This is a genomic window from Paracoccus sanguinis (assembly GCF_900106665.1).
In the GTDB taxonomy this organism is placed as follows: domain Bacteria; phylum Pseudomonadota; class Alphaproteobacteria; order Rhodobacterales; family Rhodobacteraceae; genus Paracoccus; species Paracoccus panacisoli.
Window position 1 is genome coordinate 884,963 of record NZ_FNNA01000001.1, and the last position, 22,898, is coordinate 907,860.

The 22,898-nt window shown below is 72.4% G+C and carries 21 protein-coding genes; 10 read left to right on the plus strand and 11 right to left on the minus strand.

Annotated elements, in window-relative coordinates; translation table 11 throughout:
* Positions 1-501 precede the first annotated feature (501 nt).
* From BLW17_RS04345 to argH, 5 genes are all read right to left on the minus strand, one after another.
* A complete protein-coding gene (locus BLW17_RS04345; protein ID WP_231572821.1) occupies positions 502-3,180 on the minus strand; it encodes a DUF4175 domain-containing protein in 2,679 nt (892 codons plus the stop codon).
* Positions 3,177-4,442: a diaminopimelate decarboxylase gene (gene lysA, locus BLW17_RS04350; protein WP_036735212.1), complete on the minus strand. Its 1,266-nt coding sequence runs from the start codon at positions 4,440-4,442 to the stop codon at positions 3,177-3,179. The genes BLW17_RS04345 and lysA overlap by 4 nt, the downstream gene beginning before the upstream one ends.
* 456 nt (positions 4,443-4,898) lie before the next feature.
* Positions 4,899-5,123 carry a hypothetical protein gene (locus BLW17_RS04355; protein WP_139305904.1) on the minus strand — a complete coding sequence of 75 codons (225 nt, stop codon included), beginning with the start codon at positions 5,121-5,123 and terminating at the stop codon, positions 4,899-4,901.
* A gap of 103 nt (positions 5,124-5,226) precedes the next feature.
* Positions 5,227-5,388, minus strand: coding sequence for an argininosuccinate lyase (locus tag BLW17_RS17660; protein WP_139305905.1), 162 nt, complete (start codon positions 5,386-5,388; stop codon positions 5,227-5,229).
* The gene (gene argH / locus BLW17_RS04360) at positions 5,385-6,812 is read right to left on the minus strand and encodes an argininosuccinate lyase (RefSeq protein ID WP_036735210.1); all 1,428 of its coding nucleotides are present in this window, start codon (positions 6,810-6,812) and stop codon (positions 5,385-5,387) included. Before argH ends, BLW17_RS17660 begins: the two co-directional genes overlap by 4 nt.
* 30 nt (positions 6,813-6,842) lie before the next feature.
* Between argH and BLW17_RS04365 the strand changes: the two genes are divergently transcribed.
* On the plus strand, positions 6,843-7,388 hold the full coding sequence (locus BLW17_RS04365) for a TlpA disulfide reductase family protein (RefSeq protein WP_036735208.1): 546 nt from the start codon (positions 6,843-6,845) through the stop codon (positions 7,386-7,388).
* Positions 7,389-7,496: 108 nt separating this feature from the next.
* On the opposite strand, the gene BLW17_RS04370 is transcribed toward BLW17_RS04365, so the two are convergent.
* Positions 7,497-8,090, minus strand: coding sequence for a DNA-3-methyladenine glycosylase I (locus BLW17_RS04370; protein WP_036735205.1), 594 nt, complete (start codon positions 8,088-8,090; stop codon positions 7,497-7,499).
* Positions 8,091-8,184: 94 nt separating this feature from the next.
* Between BLW17_RS04370 and BLW17_RS04375 the strand changes: the two genes are divergently transcribed.
* The gene (locus BLW17_RS04375; RefSeq protein ID WP_036704859.1) at positions 8,185-9,018 is read left to right on the plus strand and encodes an EAL domain-containing protein; all 834 of its coding nucleotides are present in this window, start codon (positions 8,185-8,187) and stop codon (positions 9,016-9,018) included.
* Positions 9,019-9,687: 669 nt separating this feature from the next.
* Here the strand turns inward: BLW17_RS04375 and rpe are convergent.
* Together rpe and gltX are read right to left on the minus strand one after the other, a co-directional pair.
* Positions 9,688-10,380 carry a ribulose-phosphate 3-epimerase gene (gene rpe, locus BLW17_RS04380; protein ID WP_036735203.1) on the minus strand — a complete coding sequence of 231 codons (693 nt, stop codon included), beginning with the start codon at positions 10,378-10,380 and terminating at the stop codon, positions 9,688-9,690.
* 121 nt (positions 10,381-10,501) lie between these two features.
* Positions 10,502-11,824, minus strand: a complete 1,323-nt coding sequence (gene gltX / locus BLW17_RS04385) for a glutamate--tRNA ligase (protein ID WP_036735201.1) — start codon at positions 11,822-11,824, stop codon at positions 10,502-10,504.
* Positions 11,825-11,905: 81 nt separating this feature from the next.
* Here gltX and BLW17_RS04390 point away from each other — a divergent pair, with 81 nt between their 5' ends.
* The 5 genes from BLW17_RS04390 (at position 11,906) to yihA (ending at position 17,078) form a co-directional block, all read left to right on the plus strand.
* Positions 11,906-12,313: a metallopeptidase family protein gene (locus tag BLW17_RS04390; RefSeq protein WP_036735199.1), complete on the plus strand. Its 408-nt coding sequence runs from the start codon at positions 11,906-11,908 to the stop codon at positions 12,311-12,313.
* Positions 12,310-13,302, plus strand: a complete 993-nt coding sequence (locus tag BLW17_RS04395) for a 1-phosphofructokinase family hexose kinase (protein ID WP_036735196.1) — start codon at positions 12,310-12,312, stop codon at positions 13,300-13,302. Before BLW17_RS04390 ends, BLW17_RS04395 begins: the two co-directional genes overlap by 4 nt.
* Positions 13,303-13,771: 469 nt before the next feature.
* Entirely contained in the window at positions 13,772-15,646 is a 1,875-nt protein-coding gene (gene yidC, locus BLW17_RS04400) for a membrane protein insertase YidC (RefSeq protein ID WP_074826116.1), read from the plus strand.
* Entirely contained in the window at positions 15,643-16,425 is a 783-nt protein-coding gene (locus tag BLW17_RS04405; RefSeq protein ID WP_036736691.1) for an MOSC domain-containing protein, read from the plus strand. The genes yidC and BLW17_RS04405 overlap by 4 nt, the downstream gene beginning before the upstream one ends.
* Entirely contained in the window at positions 16,422-17,078 is a 657-nt protein-coding gene (gene yihA, locus BLW17_RS04410; protein ID WP_036736694.1) for a ribosome biogenesis GTP-binding protein YihA/YsxC, read from the plus strand. Before BLW17_RS04405 ends, yihA begins: the two co-directional genes overlap by 4 nt.
* A gap of 7 nt (positions 17,079-17,085) precedes the next feature.
* On the opposite strand, the gene BLW17_RS04415 is transcribed toward yihA, so the two are convergent.
* Positions 17,086-17,847 (minus strand): ABC transporter permease, encoded by a 762-nt coding sequence (locus BLW17_RS04415; RefSeq protein ID WP_052172127.1) that lies wholly within the window; start codon positions 17,845-17,847, stop codon positions 17,086-17,088.
* Positions 17,848-18,750: 903 nt separating this feature from the next.
* On the opposite strand from BLW17_RS04415, the gene BLW17_RS18475 reads away from it, so the two are divergent.
* Positions 18,751-19,836 (plus strand): KpsE/RkpR family capsule polysaccharide export protein, encoded by a 1,086-nt coding sequence (locus tag BLW17_RS18475; RefSeq protein ID WP_083388325.1) that lies wholly within the window; start codon positions 18,751-18,753, stop codon positions 19,834-19,836.
* Between the two features lie 25 nt (positions 19,837-19,861).
* Complete coding sequence (locus BLW17_RS04425) at positions 19,862-20,536, plus strand: ABC transporter ATP-binding protein (RefSeq protein ID WP_036733183.1); 675 nt, start codon at positions 19,862-19,864, stop codon at positions 20,534-20,536.
* A 50-nt stretch (positions 20,537-20,586) separates the two neighbouring features.
* Here BLW17_RS04425 and BLW17_RS04430 read toward each other — a convergent pair whose 3' ends face one another.
* Positions 20,587-20,841, minus strand: coding sequence for a hypothetical protein (locus BLW17_RS04430; RefSeq protein ID WP_036733187.1), 255 nt, complete (start codon positions 20,839-20,841; stop codon positions 20,587-20,589).
* Positions 20,842-21,013: 172 nt separating this feature from the next.
* Between BLW17_RS04430 and rocF the strand changes: the two genes are divergently transcribed.
* The gene (rocF, locus tag BLW17_RS04435) at positions 21,014-21,946 is read left to right on the plus strand and encodes an arginase (RefSeq protein ID WP_036733190.1); all 933 of its coding nucleotides are present in this window, start codon (positions 21,014-21,016) and stop codon (positions 21,944-21,946) included.
* Positions 21,947-21,993: 47 nt separating this feature from the next.
* Here rocF and BLW17_RS04440 read toward each other — a convergent pair whose 3' ends face one another.
* Entirely contained in the window at positions 21,994-22,689 is a 696-nt protein-coding gene (locus BLW17_RS04440) for a carbonic anhydrase (RefSeq protein WP_052176352.1), read from the minus strand.
* Between the last annotated feature and the right edge of the window lie 209 nt (positions 22,690-22,898).

Sequence of the window (22,898 nt, forward strand, 5' to 3'; positions counted from 1 at the left end):
CGGGTATGGGCCCCGGACGTCCAGCACAACCGAGGGCGCACGGCACGACCTGAGGCCCGCACATCCCGGGCCGTTCACCGCAGGGCGCCCGCGCCTCGGTCCTCCCTGCGCACCCATCGGCGCTCCCGCGCCCGGGGCCAGTCATCCGTGCCCCCGGCGCCTCGGCGGGTAGCGAGTTCTGCGGTAGTCAAGGACGGACACGATGCGCTCAGCTCGCTCGGCGCACAGCGATCATCCCGGCGTCCCTCTGCTGCACCCAACCGCACCAGACCACCGGTCCTCGGCGGCAAACCCGCCCCCTTCACCTCGGCCCGAGCAACCGCCAGAGAATCCCGCTCAACCCGCAGCCGGACCGGCTCGCCCGCGCGGTGAATGATCTCGGCCTGCAACTCGCGCACCCGGCTCGCCCGCTGCTCCGCCTCGCCGGTGGCCAGGTCGATTCGAGAGAGTCGCCGCCCAGCGGATCGCGGCCGGGCCGACCCCTCAGCGTCGCTCGCCCTTTCACTCCCCGAGCAACCGCCCCAGATAATCCCGCTCGGCCCGCGGCCGGGCCGGCTCGCCGGCGCGGCGGCGGATCTCGTCCTGCAGCTCGCGCGCCCGGCCCGCCTGCCGCTCGCCCTCGGCCAGCGCCTCGCCCGAGGCGATGTTGCCGCCCTGGCCGCTGCGGTCGCGGCCCAGCGGGTCGCGGCCGGGGCGGTCCGCGCGGCCCTCGCCCTCACCCTGCGCGCGGCCCGTCATCCCGGCCTGACCGTCCTCGCCGGTGCCCTGGTCGCCCGGCTGGCCGCGCTCGCCGCCCTGCCGCGCGGCGAGGTCGCCAAGCGCCCGCATCCCCTCGCGCAGCGCCTCGATCGCCTCGGCCTGGCGGTCCATCGCGCCCGCCGGGTCGCCCTCGCGCAGCGCCTGCTCGGCGTCCTCCATCGCCCGGCCGGCGCGGTCGATCTCGCGCCCCGCGGCCTCGCCCTCGGGGGTGCCGCGGCCCGGCATCAGCCCGCGCTGCCGCCCCAGCTCCTCGCGCAGGCCGCGCTGGCGGTCGGCGAGGCTGCCGCCCTCGGCCTCCCCCTCCCCCTCGGCTTCACCCGCACCCGGCTCGCCCGGCTGCGCCCCCTCGGGTCCGGCCCCGTCCGCCTCCTCGCCCGGCGCGCCGCCGCTTTCGGGGTCCATCCCCTGCCGCCCCAGGCCGAACGGGTCGCGCTGCGCCTCGCGCAGCGCCTCGTCGGCCAGATCCTGCTGCTCGCGCAGCGTCTCGGAGAGCCGCCGCTGCGCCCGGCTGCCCGGCGCGCCCTCGCCGCCCGCGCCGCCCTCGCGCATCTCGAGGTTCTCCATCATCCGGTTGAACTGCTCGAGCAGCTCGGCCGCCTCGGACATCCGCCCCTCGTTCATCAGCCGCTGGATCTCGTCCATCATCTGCTGGATCTGGTCGCCGGTGATCTCCTGCACCGGGCGTTCCGAGCGGTCGAAGCGCGCCGCCGGGTCCTCGCCCTGCTGCGCGAGCATCTCGGTATAGGCGTCGGTCGCGGCCTTCAGCTCGTCCATCAGCCGGGCGATCTCGTCGGGGCTGGCGCCCTGGCGGATGGCCTGGGACAGCCGCTCCTGCGCCTGCCGCATCCGCGCCAGCGCGTCCGACAGCCCCCCGTCCTCGATCGCCACCGCGGCCGTCCACAGCCCCTCGGCCACCGCGTCGCGGGCCTCGGGCGTCAGCGGCCCGGCCTCGAGCGCCTGCACCGCGGCGACGATGGCGCGGGCGGCGTCGTCGGGCACCGCGCGGTCGGGGCGCCAGACCATCGCCCGGATCAGCCGGGCGCTGCGGGCGGCGTTGTCGCGCGACCACATCAGGTCGCGGCGCACCTCGGCCAGCCCCGCGGCCAGCGGGTCGAAGAACCGCCGCCCCGGCAGCACCATCGCCACCGGCGGGGTGGCCCCGGTCTGGCCGATCCCGTCCTGCACCTCGAGCGTGATCCGCACCGGCAGGTTGGCCCATGGGTGCCGCGCCAGATCGGCGCCGAGCGTCCCCTGCACCTGCCGCCGCGCCCCCGCCGCGGGCAGCGGCAGCGGCAGGCTCAGCGCCTCGCGCGGCTCGGGGTCGGGCCTCAGGCCGAAGCGCCGGTCCACCGCCTGAAGGTCGAGCGCGATCCGCGCCGTGCCGGCCGCCACGCCGTTGTCGTCGCGGGCGCTGAACCCCTGCGCGAGCCGCCCGTCCGCGCGCCGTGTGGCGAGCGCCGCGAGGCTCACCTCGGGCGCCGCATCCGGCGTCACCGTCAGGGCGAAGCGCCGGTCGCCGACGCTCACCGTCCCGTCGCGCCGCGCGGTGACGCGCTCAAGCCGCACCGCCTCGGGCGCGCCCGCCGCGCCCGCCGGCTCGGCCAGCGGCTCACCCACGTCCTGCGCCACGGCGAGCCCGTCGCCATAGAGGCGGAAGCTCAGCACCGTGCCCTCGGGCACCACCAGCCCGTCCGCCTCGAGCGCGTTGAGATAGATCGTCGGCCGCCGCGTATAGGCCGGCGGCTCGGCCCAGCCCTCCCACGCCGGCCCGGCGGAGGCGCCCGGATCGGGCGCGTCCCGCAGCGGCCGCCAGCCCGAGGCCATCGCCGAGAGCCCCTGCCCCGCCGGGGCAAGGCCGCCGAAGACCAGCGCCATGACCAGCGCGGTCAGCGCCATCAGCCGCAGCCCGTAGGGATCGCGCCGCACCAGCCCCGCGTCGGGGACGACCGGGCGCGCCGCGGCGGCGGCGGCCCAGGCGCGGTCGAGATGCGCCTCCCACAGCGCCGCGGCCTCGGGGCCGCCCAGCGCCATGCGGTCGCCCAGCGCGCTGAGCGGCCGCCCGGCCAGCCGCCGGTCCACCCGCGCCAGCGCCTCGGCGCGGCGCGGGGCGCGGAACCGCAGCCACCCGGCCAGCGCCGTCGCCGCGAAGATCAGCGCCCAGAACCCGCCCAGCGCCGCCAGCGCCCAGCCCGGCACGCCCGCCGCATCGAGCCCCGCCACGACCCCCAGCGCCAGCGCCGCGACCAGCCCGGCCGCCAGCGCCGCGGGCGCCCAGAAGCTCGCCGCCAGCGCCTCCCACCACAGGCCCGCGCGGGTCAGCGCCACCGCCCGCCGCGCCGCCCGCGGCAGCGCCGGCTCAACGCCCGTCCCGCCGCCCGCCGGCGGCGCGTCCCGCCCGGCCTCGGACGGGAGGGCGCTCACAGCCAGTCCGGGATGCGGTCGCGGCCCAGCATCTCCTCGATCGTCGGGCGCGCCCGGATCACCGCGTAGCGGTCGCCCGAGACCAGCACCTCGGGCACCAGCGGGCGCGAGTTGTACTCGGACGCCATCACCGCCCCGTAGGCCCCGGCCGAGCGGAACGCGACCAGCTCTCCGGCCTCCAGCCCCGGCAGCTCGACCCCGCGGGCGAAGGTGTCGCCGCTCTCGCAGACCGGCCCGACCACGTCGACCGGCGCCACCGCCGCCCCCGGCGGCCGCTCGGCCACCGGCACGATGTCGTGGTGGGCGTCATACATCGCCGGCCGGATCAGGTCGTTCATCGCCGCGTCGAGGATCAGGAAATCCCGCCCCTCGCCGCGCTTGAGAAAGATCACCGAGGCCAGCAGCACGCCCGCGTTGCCGACGATGTTGCGCCCCGGCTCGATCTCGATCTCGCAGTCCAGATCGCCCACCGTCTCGCGGATCACCTGCCCGTATTCCAGCGGCAGCGGCGGCGCCTCGTTGCCACGCCGGTAGGGGATGCCCAAGCCGCCCCCCATGTCGAGGCGCGAGATCGCATGCCCGTCCGCCCGCAGCACGCGGCAGAGGTCGGCCATCTTGCCATAGGCCTGCCGGTAGGGCGCGAGGTCGGTCAGCTGGCTGCCGATGTGCATGTCGATGCCGACCACCCGCAGCCCCGGCAGGCGGGCGGCCTGGGCATAGACCTCGCGCGCCCGGGCAATCGGGATGCCGAACTTGTTCTCGGACTTGCCGGTGGCGATCTTGGCGTGGGTCCTGGCGTCCACGTCGGGGTTCACCCGCACCGCGATCGGCACCTCGGCGCCCATTGCGGCGGCGACCTCGGACAGCACCGCAAGCTCGGGCTCGCTCTCGACATTGAACTGGCGGATGCCGCCGGCGATGGCGCGGGCCATCTCGTCGCGGGTCTTGCCGACGCCCGAGAACACGATCCGCTCGCCCGGCACGCCCGCCGCCACGGCGCGCGCATATTCGCCGCCCGACACCACGTCCATGCCCGCGCCGAGGCCGCCCAGCAGCCGCAGCACCGCGAGGTTCGAGTTCGCCTTGACCGCGTAGCAGACGAGATGCGGCGTCCAGGCCAGCGCCTCGCGGAAGAGGTTGAAATGCCGGGTCAGCGTGGCGGCGGAATAGACATAGACCGGGGTGCCGACCTCGGCCGCGATCCGCGCCAGCGGCACCTCTTCGGCGTTCAGCGCCCCGTCCCGGTAGGTGAAGTGATCCATGCCGCCCCTGATCGCCCGTGCCCGACCGCGGCCCCGCGCGCCCCGAGGGACGCCAGCACCGCGAGCATCCGGTATAGCGCGCCCCGCGGGGGCGTTGAAGGCCGCGCGCGTTGGTGCGGGGGTCCAGCGAAGGGCCGGCGCCGGGAGGGTGCGTCCGGTTGCACGACCGTCCCGCAACGGTGCGTGTGAACACGCACCCTACGACCCTCGCCCCTTCCCACGGTCGCCCGACCGTACGTCAATGGTGCGTGTGAACACGCACCCTACGCGACGCCTCCCGGCGTAGGGTGCGTGCTCCGCACGCACCAACCCCACGTCCCCCTCGGCGTACCGTGCGTGCTCCGCACGCACCAATCCCGCCCTCGCCGTAGGGTGCGTGCTCCGCACGCACCAACCCACAACGCCAATGCGCAAGACCCCACCGCCCCCCCGACGCCGGCGCCCGGCCCCAACCACTCAGCGGATCGCAATCCCCTCGAGGTCCGAGCGCGACAGCGACACCGGCGGGTGCGGGCGGTTCGGGTTGTAGACGTAGGTGCCCTTCTGGATCATCACGGCCGTCTCGGGCCCGTCCACCGTCGTGCGCCGGGTCTCGCCGCCGCAGGCGGCCAGCGCCAGCACCGCGACCAGTCCCATGCCGATGCCGGTGCCCCGGCCGCCCCATGCGTTCAAGCTGCTCAATTCCTGTCCCCTTGTCCTGCCTGTTCGCCCTGCCTCGCCGGGCTCTCATCCGGCCGGGTCGTGGCCCGGCCTGCCCTGCCCGCGGTTCGCCGCGGTGCCGGGATCAGTTGTAGCGCATCCCCACATAGGCGTCGCCGGTCACGCGGACGCCCGGCTGCACCGTCACCTGCGTCGCGGTGGTCGCCGCCGGCGCCACCGGCGCCCCGTCCACCCCGCACCCCGCCAGCGCGGCCAGCGCCGCCAGCCCGAACCATGCGCGAATCATTCCCACCCCTCCATCACGCCCTTCCACCGGGCGATCTGCGCCCGCACCTGATCCGGCGCGGTTCCGCCATATGATTGCCGCGAGGCGACCGAGTTGTGAACGCCCAAAACCTCATACACCTGCTGCGTTATCGCAGAATTGACCGCCTGCATCTCGACCAGCGTCAGGTCGGGCAGATCGAGGCCCCGCTTCTCGGCCGCGGCGACCAGCGCCCCCGTCGCGTGATGGGCGTCGCGGAACGGCAGCCCCGCCTCGCGCACCAGCCAGTCGGCAAGGTCGGTGGCGGTGGAAAACCCGCTCGAGGCCGCCGCCTCCAGCCGGTCGCGGTTCACCGTCAGGTCGGACATCATCCCGGTCGTCGCGGCCAGCGCCAGCATCAGCGTGTCGGCGGCGTCGAAGACCTGTTCCTTGTCCTCCTGCATGTCCTTGGAATAGGCGAGCGGCAGGCCCTTCATCACCGTGAAGAGCGCGACCGCCGCGCCGAGGATGCGGCCGATCTTGGCCCGGATCAGCTCGGCCGCGTCGGGATTGCGCTTCTGCGGCATGATGCTCGACCCGGTGGACCAGCGGTCGGACATGGCGACGAAGCGGAACTGGGCCGAGGACCAGATCACCAGCTCTTCGGCCAGCCGGCTCAGATGGGTGGCACAGATCGCCGCCGCACTCAGGAACTCGAGCGCGAAGTCGCGGTCGCTCACCGCGTCGAGGCTGTTGGCGCTCGGCCGGTCGAACCCCAGCGCTTGCGCCGTCGCGTGGCGGTCGATCGGGAACCCCGTACCCGCCAGCGCCGCCGCGCCCAGCGGGCACTCGTTCATCCGCGCCCGGGCGTCGGTGAAGCGGCCGATGTCGCGGCCCAGCATCTCGACATAGGCCATCATGTGGTGGCCCCATGTCACCGGCTGCGCGGTCTGCAGATGGGTGAAGCCCGGCATCACCCAGTCGGCCCCCGCCTCGGCCTGCGCCACCAGCGCGCGGATCAGCGCCCTGAGCCCGCCCACCGCGGCGTCGCACTGGTCGCGCACCCACAGCCGGAAATCCGTCGCCACCTGGTCGTTGCGGCTGCGCGCCGTGTGCAGCCGCCCCGCCGGCTCGCCGATCAGCGCCTTCAGCCGCGCCTCGACGTTCATGTGAATGTCCTCGAGCGCGGTGGAAAAGACGAAGTCCCCGCCCTCGATCTCTGACAAGACGGTGAGCAGCCCTTCCCGGATCGCCTCGGCATCGCTAGGGCTGATGATGCCCTGCGCGGCGAGCATCGCCGCGTGGGCCCGGCTGCCCCGGATGTCCTGGGCGCTCATCCGCCGGTCGTACCCGATCGAGGCGTTGATCGCCTCCATGATCGCGTCCGGCCCGGCGGCGAAGCGCCCGCCCCACATGGTGTTGGCGGAGCGTTCCGCGTCACGGTCGGGGGTCTGGGGGTCGGTCATCACGCGGTCCTGTCTGTCGGGGGAAAGCTCATGCTGCGGTCACTCGCCCTTTATACGTCGCTGCTTTTGGCTGCAAACGCCGCCGCCGGAGGGGCGGTGGACTGGCAGGCCGCCCGCGACGCGGGCCTGCCGAAGCTGGTCGAATCGACCCCGGCGCCGGCGCCCGAGACCACCTTCACCGATCTGACCGGCGGGACGCACACGCTCGCCGACTGGAAGGGCAAGGTGGTGCTGCTCAACTTCTGGGCCACCTGGTGCGCCCCCTGCCGCGAGGAGATGCCGGCCCTCGACGCGCTGCAGAAGGCCCGCGGCGGCGACCGCTTCGCCGTGCTGACCGTCGCCTCGGGCCGCAACACCGAGGCCGCGATCACCCGCTTCTTCGCCGAGGCCGGGGTGAGCGCGCTGCCGACGCTGACCGACCCGCAGATGGCGCTGGCGCGCAGCATGGGGGTGCTGGCGATGCCGGTCACGGTGCTGATCGACGCCGAGGGGCGCGAGGTGGCGCGGATGACCGGCGACGCCGACTGGTCCTCGCCCGCCGCGCTGGCGCTGATCGACGCGATGCTGGCCGAGTAGCCTTGGACGGAGGTCCGAGATGGGGGGCTGGGCCAAGCCCTGCGCCGGCTACATGGCGTTCGCATGAACTGTGCATGAACATCGCATGAACGGTGCAGGAACGCTGCATCACCTGTGCATGGCGGTTTTCCCAAGCGCGGCCACCTGTTGATGCCGGTGGCAGGTCACGAGGTGGTCGTTGACCATCCCCGTCGCCTGCATGAACGCATATGAGATGACCGGCCCGCAGAACCGGAATCCCTCGGCCTTCAGCGCCTTCGCCATCGCCCGCGATTCCGCCGTCTCGGTCGGCACCTCGGCCGGGCTGCGCCAGGTATTCCGGATCGGCTGCCCGTCCACGAATCCCCACAGAAACCCCGCGAACCCGCCGGATCTTTCCTCCAATTCGAGGTATTTTCGCGCCCCCGCGACGGTCGCCTCGATCTTGCCGCGGTGCCGCACGATGCCCGGATCGGCCAGCGCCCGCGCCACCTCGGCCTCGCCCCAGCTTGCCACCCGCGCGGGGTCGAAGCCGTCGAAGGCCGCGCGGAAATTGTCGCGCTTTTTCAGGATGGTGATCCAGCTCAGCCCGGCCTGGAACCCGTCCAGCACCAGCTTCTCCCACAGCGCCCGCGGGTCGGTCTCGGGCACCCCCCACTCGTCGTCGTGATAGGCCTGATACAGCGGATCGGTCCCGCACCAGGGGCAGCGTTCGGGTGTCACCGCGTTAACCCTCCGGCGAAAAGGCGGGCGAAGTTCACGGACTGTTAGCGCATCCTGTGTCTATTGACGACCAAGGCGATTCCAAGAGGCTGACATGACCCCCGACCCTGATCAGATCGTGCTGGACGGCACGTCCTCTCCGCTGGATTTCGCCGCCGACCGGCAGTCGCGCCTGACGATGTCCACGGTCCGCGGCGCGGTCGAACGCGGCGATGCGGTGCTGGCCTTCCAGCCCATCGTGCCCTCGGACCGGCCGACCCGCCCGGCCTTCTACGAGGGGCTGATCCGCATCATCGACGAGACCGGGCGCTTCGTCCCGCTGCGCGATTTCATGCCGCTGGCCGAGCTGAGCGAGCTGGGTCGCCGCATCGACTGCCTGTCGCTCTCGATCGGCCTGCGGTCACTCGCCGAACAGCCGGCGCTGCGGCTTTCGGTCAACATGTCAGCGCGATCCGTGGGTTACCCGGACTGGATGCGCACGCTCGAGCAAGGGCTGGCGCAGGATCACAGCGTCGCCGAGCGGCTGATCCTCGAGATCACCGAAAGCTCGGCCATGGGGCTCGCCGACGAGGTGCGGCCGTTCATGCAGGACCTGCAGTCCCGCGGCATCAGCTTTGCGCTGGACGATTTCGGCGCCGGCTACACCTCGTTCCGCTACCTGCGCGAGTTCGCCTTTGACCTGATCAAGATCGACGGCCAGTTCATCCGCCAGATCTCCGCCCAACGCGACAACCAGGTGCTGACCGAGGCGCTCATGTCCATCGCCCGGCATTTCGACATGTTCACCGTCGCCGAACAGGTCGAGACCGCCGACGACGCGGCCTTCCTCATCGACCTCGGGATCGACTGCCTGCAGGGGTTCTATTTCGGCGCGCCGACCATCTCGCCGCCGTGGCGCACCCCGCAGGCTGCCACCGCGCGGGGATAGGAGTGGGGTGCCGGCGCGCTCAGCGCTGCCGCTGGGCGTGAGGCGCCACGGCGCGCGTAGCGCCATTGTCGCGGCGCAACGGGCGCACCGCCGCCTCGGCGCGCCCAGCTGGGCGCTGCCTCGATGCGCTTGGTACCACCGTCCGGGTACGACGAGCGCACCGCTCACTCGGCGCGCCCGGCACCACCGTTCGGCACGACCCGCGCACCGCGGCTGCGGCGCGACTAGCTGGGCGCTGCCTCGGGGGCCTGGCGCCACCGTTGCGGCGCAATGCGCACGCCGCCGCCTCGGAGAGACTAGCGGGCAGTTGCCTCGACGCGCCTCGCACGGCGGATCGGCACGACCAGCGCACGGCCGTTCGGCGCGTCTTACGGGCCTTTTCCTCGGCACTTTGGCACCGCCGTCTCGCTGCGACGAGCGCACCGCTCGCTTGGCGCGCCCGGCACCACCGTTCAGCACGAGCAGCGCACCGCGGCTGCGCGACTAACGGGCCGCTTCCGCGATGCGCTTGGCACAACCGACTTGGCGCGACGCGTTCACCGCTCCCCGGCGCGCCCGGCATCACCGCCTCTTCGCGACGAGTTCACCGCTCCCCGGAGCGACCGGCACCACCGTCTCGGCGCGCGCGGCACCCCGTTTCGGCGCGCCCGGCACCCCGTTTCGGTGCGACTAGCGCACCGCGGCCTCGGCCGCCTCGCGGATGGCGCGGATAGCGCGGCCGTAGACCTCGGGCGTGGCGACCGAGCCGCCCTTGAACACCGCCGACCCCGCGACCAGCACATCCGCCCCCGCCGCCGCCACCAGCGGGGCCGTCACCGGGTCGATCCCGCCGTCCACCTGGATGTGGATCGGCCGTTCGCCGATCATCTCGCGCAGGCGAGCGATCTTCTCGACTGACGAGGGGATGAACTTCTGCCCCCCGAAGCCCGGGTTGACGCTCATCACCAGCACCATGTCGCACAGGTCGAGAACATAGCCCACCGCTTCGGGCGACGTGCCGGGGTTGAGCGCGACCCCCGCCCTGGCCCCGGTGGCGCGGATCGCCTGCAGGGTGCGGTGGATATGCGGGCCGGCCTCGACATGGGCCACGATCATCTCGGCGCCGGCCTCGGCATAGGCCTCGATGTAGGGATCGACCGGGGCGATCATCAGGTGCACGTCCATGAAGGTCGTGACGTGCTTGCGGAATGCCCGCACCGCGGGCGGCCCGAAGGTCAGGTTGGGGACGAAATGCCCGTCCATCACGTCGACGTGGACCCAATCGGCCCCCTGCGCCTCGATGGCCGCGATCTCGCGGCCGAAATCGGCAAAATCGGCGCTGAGGATCGACGGGGCGATCCTGATGCGGCGGTCGAACTCCATCGGCCTTCTCCCGGCTGGGCCCATGCGCGGGCGAGTCTGCCGCCCCCGCTAAGGCGATTGGGCGGATCGCGTCAACCGGGCCGCTGCGACCGCATCAAGCCCCGGCAAGCGCGCCCGCGCCTCACCCCGCGCGCACAACCTGCAACAGCGGCATTAGCGCGGCCATCTCGGGGCCGTGGTCCATGCCCGTCAGCGCCTTGCGCAGCGGCATGAACAGGCCCTTGCCCTTGCGCCCGGTCGCGGTCTTGACCGCCCCGGTCCACTCGCCCCAGGTCTCCGCCGTCCACGGGCGCGGCGGCAGCAGGGCCAGCGCTTGGGCCACGAACTCCGCGTCCTCGGGGTCGATCACCGGATCGGCACCGTCGCGCATCAGCGCCCACCAGCCCTCGACCTCGTCAAGGCGGGTGATGTTGTGACGCGCGACCTCCCACACCGCGGGGGCCAACTCGTCCGGCACGCCCAGCGCCGCCAGGCGGTCGGCCACCGCGGACAGCGGCAGGTTCTGGTTGCGCTCGCGGGTCAGGGGCCACAGGTCCTCGGCGTCGAACTTGGTCGGGCTCGCCCCGAACTGCCCGAGGTCGAAGCCCTCGGCCAGCTCGTCCAGCGACAGCCGCAGCTCGACCGGCTGGTTCGAGCCGAGGCGCGCCATGAGGCTCAGCAACGCCTCCGGCGCCACCCCCCGCTCGCGCAGGTCACGCAGGCTCAGCGTGCCGAGGCGCTTCGACAGCTCTTCGCCCTGCGGGCCGGTCAAGAGGCTGTGGTGGGCGAATCGGGGCGGGGTGCCGCCCAGCGCCTCGATGATCTGGATCTGGGTCGCGGTGTTGGTGACGTGGTCGGCGCCGCGCACGATGTCGGTCACGCCCATGTCCACGTCATCGACGGACGAGGCGAAGGTATAGAGCACCTGCCCGTCGGCGCGGATCAGCACCGGGTCGCTGACCGAGGCCGCGTCGATCGACACGTCGCCGATGATCCCGTCGGGCCACTCGATCCGCTGCTGGTCGAGGCGGAAGCGCCAGTAGCCCTCGCGCCCCTCGGCCCTCAGCGCCTCCTTCTGCGCCTCGGTCAGGCCCAGCCCGGCGCGGTCATAGACCGGCGGGCGGCCCATGTTCAGCAGCTTCTTGCGCTTGAGGTCCAGCTCGGTCGGGGTCTCGAACACCTCGTAGAGGCGCCCTGCCGCGCGCAGCCCCTCGGCCGCCTCGGCATAGCGGTCCAGCCGGTCGGACTGCCGCTCGATCCGGTCCCAGGTCAGCCCCAGCCATTCCAGGTCGCGCTGGATGCCGTCGGCGTATTCCTGCTTCGACCGCTCGCGGTCGGTGTCATCGAGCCGCAGGATGAAGGTGCCGCCCGCCTTGCGCGCGATCAGCCAGTTCATCAGCGCGGTCCGCAGGTTGCCGACGTGGATATGGCCGGTCGGCGAGGGCGCGAAACGGGTGGTGGTCATCGGCGTCTCCTTGATCTGCCCGCTCTTTCACAGCGCGCGATTTATGTCCATATCGGCCCCGGCAAGGGTTTGGAGAGTGAGATGACCGACTGGACCGACCGCGCCGCGCCGACCACGGCCGAGATCGAATCGCTGGCCCGCGAGGTGCTGGCCGGGTTGCCGGTCGAGTTTGCCGGCCACGCCCAGGACGTGATCCTGCGGGTCGAGGAGTTCGCGGGCGAAGAGGTGCTCGACGAGCTCGAGATCGACGACCCGCTCGAGCTGACCGGGCTTTACGACGGGGTGCCGCTGACCGAGAAATCCCCCTCCGAGCCGCAGCATTTTCCGGACACCGTGTATCTCTACCGCCGGGCGATCCTCGATGAGTGGGCCGACCGGGGCGACGTGACGCTGGGGGCGCTGGTGGGTCACGTGGTGGTGCACGAGTTCGCGCATCACTTCGGCTGGTCGGACGACGACATCGCCCGGATCGACCGATGGTGGGAATGATCCCCGCGGGCGCCGGGGGGCAGGCGCCGATCCTGACGGTGACGCTGAACCCGGCGCTGGACGTGGCCACCTCGGCCGAGGCGGTGGTGCCCGAGCTGAAGCTGCGCTGCGATGCGCCGCAGGTCGATCCGGGCGGCGGGGGCATCAACGTCAGCCGCGCCATCGCCCGGATGGGCGGGCGCTCGACGGCGCTGGTGGCGCTGGGGGGCGGCACGGGGGCGCGGCTCTGCGACCTGATGCGGGCCGAGGGGCTGGCGATGCTGCGCCTCGACGCGCCGGGCGAGACGCGACAGTCGCTGTCGGTGACCGATCGCGGCAGCGGCGCGCAGTTCCGCTTCGTGCTGCCCGGCCCGGACTGGGGCGCGCCCGAGGTCGGGCTGGCGCTCGACAGCATCGCGGCGGCGGCCTCGCCGGGCGGGATCGTGGTGCTGTCGGGGTCGAACCCGCCCGGCGTGCCGGCTGAATTCGCAGCCCGGCTGGGCGCGCGGCTGGCGCGGCAGGGCGACGGGACCGGGGCGGGCGCCGTGCGGCTGTTCGTGGATACCTCGGGGGCGGCGCTGGCGGCGGTGGCGGCAGGGACCGGCGGGCCGGTCGCGGTGCTCAGGATGGACGGGCCCGAGGCCGAGGGGCTGGCGGGCCGCCCGCTCGCCACCCGCGCCGAGACCGCCGATTTCGCCGCAGCGCTCGCCGCCTCGGGCGCGGCGCGGACGGTGATCGTGGCGCGGGGCGCGGACGGCAACATCCTCGCCGGCCCCGAGGGGCGCTGGCACGCCGAGGCGCACCGGGTCGAGATCGTGAGCAAGGTCGGGGCCGGCGACAGCTTCGTGGCGGGCTATACCCTCGCGGTGGCGCGCGGGATGGCGGCGCCCGAGGCGCTGGGGCTGGCCGCGGCCTGCGCCTCGGCCGCCTGCATGACGCCCGCGACCGAGCTTTGCCGGCCCGAGGATGTGGCGAGGCTCTATGACACGCGGGTGGTCACGCCGATCTGAGCCGAGTTGCCCTCTGACCGCGTCGGCCAGGTCACTTGAGCGGCAGCCCAGCCACGCCGCCGCTGCCCCTTGGGCCGGATGACCTCGGGGGCCACCCCGATCCGGGCGCACCGCAGGGGCGGCGTGCCCGCCCCGTCCGCCGAACCTTGCCCCCGACAAACCACCACCGGCCCCTGACGCAGCACCCACCCCTGCAGCCGGCCCGCGCCGCCCGTGGCCGGCACACCCCCCTTCCCACACATCGCACGCCGCTCCCGCCCCAGCGGCTGCGGCCCGCGGCCCGCGGCCCGCGCCCGGCCACGCGGGGGCAGCCCGTATCGCGCCCGCCTCGGGCTGGACCCAAATATCCCGGGGGTCCGGGGGCTGGCCCCCGGTCCGGCGGGTCCGCTCCACGCAATCCGCTTGACCTTTGCAGGGGGGTCCGGTCAAAGCACCGCGTATTTGCCAGAACGAACCGGGGTCCCGTCGGATGGACGACAACAACCGCAACCTGATCCTCGCCATGGTGCTGTCGGCCCTGGTGATGCTCGGATGGTATGCCTTCTTCGCCCCGCCGGTGCCCGAGGCCCCGCCCGCCGCGACCACCACCGCCGCCGCCCCCGGAACCCCCGACGCAACCCACGCCGCGGTGCCGCCCGGCGCCCCGGCCGCGACGACCGCCGCCAGCCCGACGCTGATCGGCTCGGCCGATGACCCGGTGCTGACCGCCCCGCGCGTCGCCATCGAATCGCCCGCGCTCAAGGGCTCGATCTCGCTCGCCGGCGGGCGGATCGACGACCTGCTGCTGACCGGCTATCGCGAGACGCTGGACCCTGCCTCGCCCTTCGTGCGGCTGCTCTCGCCCACCGCCCAGCCCCGCGTCGTGACCGAGGGCACGCCCGCCGCCCCCGGCGCGGACCCGACGGTCGTGGTGCAGAAGCCCTATTACGCCGTTTACGGCTGGATGCCCGGCCCCGGCGTCGATCCGGCGCTGGTGCCGAGCCCGGCCACCACCTGGGCCGTCGAAAGCGGCGCCACGCTCGCCCCCGGCCAGCCGGTGACGCTGGTCTGGGACAACGGCGCGGGCCAGATCTTCCGCCGCGTGTTCGAGCTGGACGACAAGTTCCTGTTCACCGTCACCCAGACGGTCGAGAACACCGCCGCCACCCCCTTCGCCGCCGCCCCCTACGGGATCCTCGCCCGGCACGGCAAGCCCGACACCCAGAACTTCTTCGTCCTGCACGAGGGCGCGGTCGGGATGATCGACGGCAAGCTGGTCGAGGTGAAGTACAAGGACATGGTCAAGTTCGACCCGGTCGCGGGCGAGGGCCCGGCCCAGGTCGCGCAGGTCACGAACAACGGCTGGATCGGCTTCACCGACAAGTACTGGATGACCACGCTGATCCCGGCCCCCGGCCAGGCCTTCACCTCGGTGGTGAAATACGCCCCCGGCGCCGACATCTTCCAGACCGAGACCCGCCTGCCGGTACAGACCGTGGCGCCCGGCACCGTCCTGTCCTCGGCCAGCTACCTGTTCGCCGGCGCCAAGGAATGGGAAACCATCAACCACTACCAGCAGACCAAGAACATCGACCGCTTCGTCGATTCGATCGACTGGGGCTGGTTCTATTTCCTGACCAAGCCGATCTTCCGCGTCCTGCACTGGCTGAACGGGATGATCGGCAACATGGGCTGGTCGATCATTGCCCTGACCTTCGTGCTGAAGCTGCTGGTGTTCCCGCTGGCGCGGAAATCCTATGTCTCGATGGCCCGGATGCGCGAACTGCAGCCGGAAATGGAGGCGATCAAGGCCCGTACCGGCGACGACCGCGCCAAGTACCAGCAAGAGGTGATGGCGCTCTACAAGAGCCAGAAGGTCAACCCGGCCGCCGGCTGCCTGCCGATGCTGCTGCAGATCCCGATCTTCTTCTCGCTCTACAAGGTGATCTTCGTCACGCTGGAGCTGCGCCACGCGCCGTGGGTGGGCTGGATCCGCGACCTGTCGGCGCCCGACCCCTCGTCGCTGCTGAACCTGTTCGGCCTGTTGCCGTTCATGCCGCCGGCGCAGGGCACGATGCTGCACTCGATCAGCCTGCCGCTGCTGGCGATCGTGCTCGGCATCACCATGTGGCTGCAGCAGAAGCTGAACCCCGCCCCCACCGACCCGGCGCAGAAGATGATCTTCGCCTGGATGCCGTGGGTGTTCATGTTCATGCTCGGCGGCTTCGCCTCGGGTCTGGTGCTCTACTGGATCACCAACAACCTGATCACCATCGTCCAGCAGTACACCATCATGTCGATGCACGGGCACCCGCCGCAGCTGTTCGGGAACGTGCGCGACAGCCTGCGGCTCAAGCGGAAATGACCGCGCGGCTGGCCAGCATCCACCGCTTCCCGGTCAAGTCGATCGGGGGCGAGACGCTGGCCGAGGCCGCCCTGACCCCGCGCGCGGCGCTGCCCGGCGACCGCCGCTTCGCGCTGCTGCATCAGGCGGCGCTGCACCATCTCGACGGCGGCAGGCTGCGGAAGTGGCTGCCCAAGTCGGCCTTCGTCCGCGGCGCGGCGGCGGCGCCGTTGCAGGCGGTGAAGGGCGGCTGGGACGGCGCGGCGCTTCACCTGACCCACCCGGACCTTCCCGACCTGCGCTTCGATCCGATGGCCGAGCCCGAGGCGCTGGCCGCCTGGGTCGCGCCGCTCTGGGCCGACAGCGGCAAGGCCCCGCCCGCCCGGCTGGTCGAGGTCGAACCGGACGCAACCGAGGAGCGCAGCACGCAGGCGCTGACCGACGTCAAGCAGCCGTGGGTGTCGATCCTGTCGCTCAGCTCGCTCGCCGCGCTCGAAGGGCAGCTTGGCCGCCCGCTCGGGCGCGACCGCTGGCGCGGCAACCTGTGGATCGATGGTTGGGCGCCCTATGCCGAGCGTGACCTGCGGCTAAACCGCATGCGCATCGGCGAGGTCGAGCTGAAGCTGACCGAGCGCATCGGCCGCTGCGCCGCCACCAGCGCCGACACCGAAACGGGCCGTCTGGACGGCGACATGCCCGCCGATCTGGAACGGCTGTTCGATCACAGCGACTTTGGCATCTATGCCGAGGTGCGGCAGGGCGGCACGATCCGCCCCGGCGATCTGGTGGAGGTCCTGTGAAGGTCGCGTTCCCCCCTGCCCCCGAGCCGTCCGAGGCCGCCGCCGAGGCCGGCCGGCTGCTGTTCGCGGGCCCGGTCGAGTTCGTCAAGGGCGTCGTCGCCATGGACGGCCTGCCCCCCGCCGACCGCCCCGAGGTCTGCTTCGCGGGCCGTTCGAACGTCGGAAAGTCGAGCCTCATCAACGCGCTGACCGGGCGCAAGGGGATTGCGCGGGCCTCCAACACCCCGGGCCGGACGCAAGAGATCAACTTCTTCGCCCTCGGCGATCACAGCTATCTCGTCGACCTGCCGGGTTATGGCTACGCCCAGGCGCCGCTGCCGGTGGTCGCCAAGTGGCAGGCGCTGCTCAAGGCCTATCTCGCCGGGCGCCCGAACCTGCGCCGGGCCTTTGCGCTCATCGACGCGCGGCACGGGGTGAAGCCCGTCGATCACGAGATCATGACGCTGCTCGACCGCTCGGCGGTGCCGTTCCAGGTCGTCGTCACCAAGGCCGACAAGATCGGCAGCGGTACGCTGACCCAGACCCTCGCCCAGATCGAGGCCGAGCTGCAGAAGCACCCGGCCGCCTATCCCGAGCTGGTGGTGACCTCGTCCGAGAAGGGCCGCGGCATCGCGACGCTGCGCGCCATCATCGACGGTCTGGGGCGCGACTGACCGCGCCTCAGACCATCTCGAGCAGGTCGCGGTAACGCCGCCAGATCAGCAGCAGCCCGCTGGCGAGCAGGATCAGCGACACGGTAACGACGTAGCGTTCGCTGACGTAGTCGGCCGGGTAGACGACGTAGATCCCCCGCCGCATCAGCCCGATCAGGTGCAGCACCGGGTTCCACCACAGCACGTCGCGCACGATGTTGGGCATGAGTTCGTAGGTGTAGAACACCCCCGACATCAGGAAGAGCGGCCGGCTGAGGATCGACCAGGCGCGCTCCCACACCGGAAAGCGCATCATCAGGAAGCAGTTGAGCGTCCCGAGGCCGGCGGCGAACAGCGCCGTCAGCCCCAGCGCGTGCAGCACCGTGCCCACGTCCATCACCAGCGGCAGGTCGTAGATCAGCGCGATGCCGCCGATCACCACGACAACCACCACGAGGTGAGTCGCGACGTTCAGGATCAGGCGGGCGAGCAGTGCATCGACGAAGGTCACGGCCGGGTAGGCCAGCAGCGGGCGCGAAAAGCGCAGGCTGGTCGCCACCTTGTTCGCGATGTCGTGATACATCTGAAAGACGAGGTAGCCGCTGGCGTAGAACAGCGGGAAGTTCGTCCCGATCAGCGGTCGCGTGTGGCCCATGGCGCCCTGGAACACGATCGTGAGCAGGGTGATCCCGAGGATCGGGTCGGCCAGCGCCCAGACATAGCCGCCGGGCGAGCGCCCGTAGGTCGTTGAAATCTCTCGCAGCATCAGCGCGACGACGGTGCGCGCCATGCGAAACAGCCCGTTGCCCGCTGGCCGCGCTCGCCCGACGGGGCGATTGGCGGCGGTGTCGGGGCGGGCGGACGGGGCCGCGACGGCGGCCGCGGGCGGCGGAACCGCCGGGCGCGCCGCGGGAAGGGTGGGCTGGTGTGTCATCCTACCGGCAAGGCTGGTCTTGTGACGCAGGGCTATGTAACAATTGCGCCGAAATTGGAACCAGCGAAAGCCCGGATGGCCAACGACTCGTCACAAGCCCGCGCGGCCGTTCCGCCGCAAGCGGGCGGCCCCGCGGCCCCGGCCCAACCCGCCGCATCAGGCAATCCTGGTGCCGCGGCGCCGGCGGCGCCTGCCCCCGCGACATCTGCCCCCGCGACGCCCGCCGAGACGCCCTCGCCCGGTCGCGGCGAGACGGTGTTCTCGGCGGCGGCCCCGCGCCCGACCGGGCCGGCCCAGCCTGCGCCGGCAACGCCTGCCGCCCCCCAGCCCACCCCGGCCCAGCCTTCCGCTGCCCAGCCGGCGGCAGCGCCCAAGCCTGCGCCGGGTCAGCCCGAGGCCGCGCCCAAGCCTTCCACCGCGCAGCCTGCGGCACCCAAGCCCGCCTCGCCCGGCCCCGCACCGGCCGCCGCCGCGGCTGGCGCTCAGGCAGCGCCGCGCCCGGCACCTCAGCCCGCACCGCAGCCCACGCCGGGCAAGCTGACCCCGGCCGACGCCGCCACCGCGGCGGCCGCGGCGCGCGCTCAGGGCCTCGCGCCCGCGGCACAGCCCGCCGCCCAGCCGCCCGCCGTAGCCCGGCCGGCCGCGCCGCCGCCGGCCCCGCGCCCGGCGGCCCCGCCGCCCGCGCTGCCGCCCGGCGCCCCGCCGGCTGCCGCCTTGCGCCCCCCGGCGGCCGCAGCCGCCCCGCGCCGGCGGCACTGGATGCTGGTCGTCAGCTTCATCATGTTCGTGATCATCCCCAGCGCGCTCTGGGGCTGGTACCTCTGGACGCGGGCCGTGGACCAGTACACCTCGACCGTCGGCTTCTCGGTCCGCCGCGAAGAGGGCGGCTCGCCGATGGACATGTTCGGCGGCATCTTCGGCGCCAAGGCGTCGAGCACCGCGTCCGACACCGACATCCTCTACGAGTTCATCCGCTCGCCCGACCTCGTGAGCCGCGCCGACAAGGCGCTGGACATCCGCGGGATGTTCTCGCGCCCGTGGCCGCAGGATTTCCTGTTCGCCTTCGATCCCTCGGGCACGATCGAGGACCTGACCGACTACTGGCACCGCCAGGTCAAGCTCTACTACGACGACAATTCGGGCATCATCACGGTCCGCACCGCGGCCTTCTCGCCCGAGGACGCCAAGGCGCTGGCCGACGAGATCTTCGTCGAGAGCGAGAAGGTGGTGAACGCGCTCTCGGACCAGGCGCGGATCGACGCCACCAAGCAGTCCGAGGTCGAGCTGGAAAAGGCCCGCGGCGTCCTGACCGAGGCGCGCCAGGCGATGACCGCCTTCCGCGTCCGCACCCGCATCGTCGATCCGACCATCGACCTCGGCGCGCAAATGTCGGTGATGACCGCGCTGCAGGGCCAGTTGGCCGAGGCGCGCGTCGCCTATGACACCCTGAAGCAGAACGCCCGCGCCGGCGACCAGCGGCTGATCCAGGCCGAGCGGCGGATCGCCTCGCTCGAAGGTCAGATCGAGGCGGAGCGGTCCAAGTTCGGCGGCGACGAGTCGGCCGAGGGGCAGAATTACGCGCAGCTCATGGCCGATTACGAGCGGCTCAAGGTGGACCTCGAGTTCGCCGAGGGCGCCCACCAGACCGCGCGGGTCGCGCATGAGGCGGCGCTCGCCTCGGCCCAGCGGCAGACGCGCTACCTCGCCGCTCACATCTCGCCCACCGCGGCCGAGCGCTCGGTCGAGCCGAACCGGCCGTGGCTGATGGGCATGGGGGCGGCGCTGGCGCTGGTGCTGTGGTCGATCATGATCCTCGTCTATTACAGCGTCAGGGACCGCCGCTGAGGCGGTCCTGACCCGGGGGCGCGCGGTGATCCGGCTCGAGAACCTGACCAAGATCTATTACACCGACGGCCGCCGTAACCTCGTCGCCGACCGGCTGAACGCGGTGTTCCCGACCGGCGCGTCGGTGGCGCTGCTGGGCCGGAACGGGGCGGGGAAATCGACCCTTCTGCGGATGATCGCGGGGACCGCGATGCCGACCTCGGGGCGTATCGTCTCGGACGGGACGATCTCGTGGCCGGTGGGGTTCGCCGGCAGCTTCCATACCGACCTGACCGGGGCGCAGAACGTGCGCTTCGTCGCCCGCATCTACGGCGTCGATACCGACGAGCTGGTGGATTACGTCGACGACTTCGCCGGGCTCGGGCCGAGCTACCACCTGCCGTTCGGCAGCTATTCCTCGGGGATGCGCTCGCGGCTGGCGATGGGATGCAGCATGGGCATCGACTTCGACACCTATCTGGTGGACGAGGTCACGAGCGTCGGCGACTCGGACTTCCGCGAGAAATCCCAGCGGGTGTTCATGGACCGGGTGCAGAACGCCTCGGCCGTGGTGGTCAGCCACTCGATGCCGATGGTCCGGCGGCTCTGCACGATGGGGGCGGTGCTCGACCGCGGGCAGATCAGCGTCTTCGACAGGATCGACGACGCGATCAGCTATCACGAATATATCATGGGCGTGCCCGACACGGTCGGGGACTAGACGCGGACCCGGCCGTCATTCGACGGCCGATTCCCAACGTGCGGCCGCCCTCAGGCCTCGGGCGGGCCTGCCTCCGCCGTCGTCCGGTCGGCCTCAGCCGCGGGGCGGACGCGGATGGCGCGCCACGGCGGCTCGTCGCGGTCGTTGCGCACGAGGATCGCCTCGAGCTCGTCGAACTCCTCGATTTCCAGTGCTTCGGCAATGCGTTGGGGAATGTAGAGCGATTCGTCGTTGTCGACGCGGATCGCATAGGCGCCGCGACCTTCCTCGCTGTTGGTCACGATGCACTTCGCCTTGACGGCCATGAGAGCTGATCCTTCACAGACTGACAGCCCGCTCCGCGTTCGGGTGACGGGGGCCGACAACATAAGGGCTTCGCGGCTGCCGCCGCAAGCAGCCCCCGCGCGCGCCCGGCTGGCCAGCCCGGCGCGGGCGCGCTAGCCTCGCCCCGGTCAACCCATCCGCCAGCGAGGCCCCATGAGCCGCCCCAACACCCACTGCATCCTCATCGGCGCCCCGGTGGACAGCGGCCAGACCCGCCCCGGCTGTCTCATGGGACCGGCCGCCTATCGCGTCGCGGGGCTCGCGGCGACGCTTGAGGCGCTGGGGCACACGGTCGAGGATCAGGGCGACGTCACGCTGAGCGACGTGGGCCGCGAGACGACCGCCAACCCCGCCGTCCATCACCTGCCCGAGACGCTCGCCTGGACCCGCGTTCTGGCGCAATGGGCCGAGGCGGCGATGGCGGGGGGGCTGCCGATCTTCCTCGGCGGCGACCATTCGCTGTCGCTGGGGACGGTGGCGGGGGTCGCCGCCCATGCCGCGGCCGCGGGGCGGCCGCTCTTCGTGCTGTGGCTCGACGCCCATTCCGACATTCACAGCGTCGACACGACCGAGAGCGGCAACCTGCACGGGACGCCGCTGGGCTACCTCGCCGGGCGGCCGGGGTTCGACGCCTTCCCGCCCTTCCCGGCGCCGGTGCCCGAAGAGAACATCTGCCTCTTCGGCATCCGCTCGGTCGATCCGGCCGAGCACACGGCGCTCGCGCAAACCGACATCGTGGTGAACGATATGCGGGTGCTGGACGAATACGGCTTCGCGGTGCCCATGCGGGCCTTCCTCGACCGGGTAGCGGCGGCGAACGGGATGCTGCACGTCAGCCTCGACGTGGATTTCCTTGACCCCTCGGTGGCGCCGGCGGTCGGGACCACGGTGCCCGGCGGCGCCACCTTCCGCGAGGCGCATCTCGTCTGCGAGCTGATCCATGAGAGCGGGCTGATGACCTCGCTGGATCTGGTCGAGCTGAACCCGTTCCTGGACGAACGCGGGCGGACGGCGCGGATGATGGTCGACCTGGTCGGCAGTCTGATGGGCCGCAAGGTGTTCGACCGGCCGACCCGCGGCGGCTGAGGGCAGCCGCCACCGGGTGTTCAGGCCAGACAGACGCCGCGCGCCGTCTAGTCGATGAACCGGACCTCGCCCGACGCAATCTCATAGACCGCCGCCCGGACCGCGAGCCGCCCGGTCTCGACCGCCTCGGCGAGCGTGGCCGAGCGCGAGGTGATCCGTTGTGCCGACAGCCGCGCGTTCTCGGCGATCACCGCGTCGAGCAGCGCCCCGGCGTCGCCATGCCCGGCGCGCTGCGCGCGGGTGACGGCGGGCAGGATCGAGACTGCCATCTGGTCCAGATTGCCGGGCAGCACCTCGGCGGTTTCGGCTACCCTGATCGCCGCATCGACCGCGCCGCAGCCGGAATGGCCGAGCACCACGATCAGCGAGGCGCCGAGGAACGTTACCGCATATTCGAGGCTCGCCAGCACGTCGGCGTTGACGAGGTTTCCCGCCAGCCGGCAGACGAACAGCGCCCCCGGCGGCTCGTCGAAGGCGAGTTCCGGCGCCACGCGGCTGTCGGCGCAGCTGACCAGCGCGGCGAAGGGGGCCTGTCCCCTGGCGCGCTCGACCCGGCCGGCGGCGTGGTCGGCCCCGCGCGAGGCGCCGGCGACGTAGCGGGCGTTGCCCTCGGTCAGCCGCGCCAGCGCCGCCTCGGGCGAGACCGCCGCGCGCGGGTCGTCGAGCACGCTGCCCGCCGCATCACATTCGTCGCGCAGCCGTTGCCCCGCATCCACCGCCTTGTCGAAAATCTCGTGCGCCACCGTGCCTCCGTCATCCGGTCGTGAAGTTGTCGGGGATCGAACGGGCGGGGCCGGGGACGGTTCCCCCGCTCCTGGCAGGCTTTCCACGCTCATCGGCCCGGGCCGGGGGGTTGACCCTGCCCGCGCGGGACGATGAAGTGCCGCGATCATGTCGCCGCCGTTGCCGCCCTTGACCCGCTCTTGCCCCGCCGCTGGCCGGACCTGCGTCC